1 protein-coding gene is annotated in these 1,544 nt (G+C 58.7%); it reads left to right on the top strand.

The window, feature by feature from the left end; genetic code table 11:
* Positions 1 to 150 precede the first annotated feature (150 nt).
* Complete coding sequence (locus NO876_RS17900; RefSeq protein WP_256423040.1) at positions 151 to 1,407, top strand: RNA-guided endonuclease InsQ/TnpB family protein; 1,257 nt, start codon at positions 151 to 153, stop codon at positions 1,405 to 1,407.
* The last annotated feature ends 137 nt before the right edge of the window (positions 1,408 to 1,544 follow it).

Raw genomic sequence — 1,544 nt, forward strand, 5'->3', positions numbered from 1 at the left:
TCAGCGTAATTCAAGGTGGAGCCTCCGGCCTCAAGGAGCGACCGAAGAGAGCGAGTAGGCCGGAGAGGAAACCGACATGGTACGACACAACCGACACACTCCAACCGATCGACTCCCAACGTATAAGTACCGTTGGTCCTCCCCTGAAGTATGGACGTGCGTCGAACCGCCGTCGTGAAACTCGCCATTTCCGACGAGCAACGCGACGTACTCCACCGAACCGCCGAGCAATACCTGTACTGCGCGAACCGAACCGCCGACTACTGTTGGTCGGACACCTCATACACTAAGTGCAAGACCAACAAGCGGCAGGTCCGGGACGCGCTCTACTCCGAACTCCGAGCGGAGACGGACTTACAGGCACAACTCGTCCAAGCCGCCATCCGCCGCGCCGTCGGATCCGTCAAAGGTGTTGTCGAACGCTGGAAGAAGGGACAGCGCGTCTCTTGCCCGACATTCACCGCTGAGACGACGGACTACGACACGCGAAGCGCGACCTTCTACCCCAACAAGGTGTCGCTGGCAACTGTTGAGGGTCGGGTCGAACCCTCGTTCGTTCTCCCGGCAGACAGCCTGACGCCCTACGAGCAGTACGTACTCTCCGAGGACTACGAGTTCTGCGAGAGTACGCTTCGGTACGACGCGGCAACAGACGAGTTCTACCTCAACATCTCGACTCGACGGTGTGAGTCGGACGGCGACGACGCAGAGGTTTCGGAAGATACCGGGCACCCCGACCAAACGGTCCTCGGTATCGACCTCGGCGTCAACAGTCTCGCCGTCTCCTCAACCGGTACGTTCTGGCAAGGTGACGATTACGACCACTGGTGTCGTGAGTTCGAGAAGCGACGTGGAGAGATGCAACAGCGCGGTACACAAGCCGCACACAACGCCCTGCTTCGACTCGGTAAACGCGAAGAAGCGTGGCGGAAACAATACATCCACACGGTCGCCAACGAACTCGTCGGGGAAGCCGTCGAACACGATTGCGACGTAATAGTGTTTGAGGACTTGACCGACATACGCGAGCGGCTTTTGCACGCGAAGTGGCACCACGTATGGGCGTTTCGACGCCTCTACGAGTACGTCTCCTACAAAGCACCCGAGCAGGGCGTCTCCGTTGAGCAAGTTAAGCCGAACCACACATCCCAACGCTGTTCTCGGACGGACTGTGGGTTCACGCACGAGGACAACCGCGACGGAGAACACTTCTGTTGCCAGAAGTGCGGATACGAGGTGAACGCGGACTACAACGGCGCGAAGAACATCGGGCTACGCTACGCCCGGAACCGACGACACAAACTCCGTTCCTCGCCTAAGTCGGGGGGCGGAGACGCAAAAGTAGACCTGCGTATAAATGGTGGGACGTTGAATGGCAAGAGTCACCGGCCTACCGCCGGGGACTGATTGCCGGAAGTCCACATCAAAGCCCCATCACCAGAAGTCTTTGATTTCTGGTTAGCAGTCAGAAACCATTGGTTTCTGACGACACCCTCAAGGACCGAGGCCCGTATGCGCCGAGGGAGTAGGGTGGGGTAGTTTAC

The organism is Halobellus rarus, from assembly GCF_024494595.1.
GTDB classification, from domain to species: domain Archaea; phylum Halobacteriota; class Halobacteria; order Halobacteriales; family Haloferacaceae; genus Haloquadratum; species Haloquadratum rarum.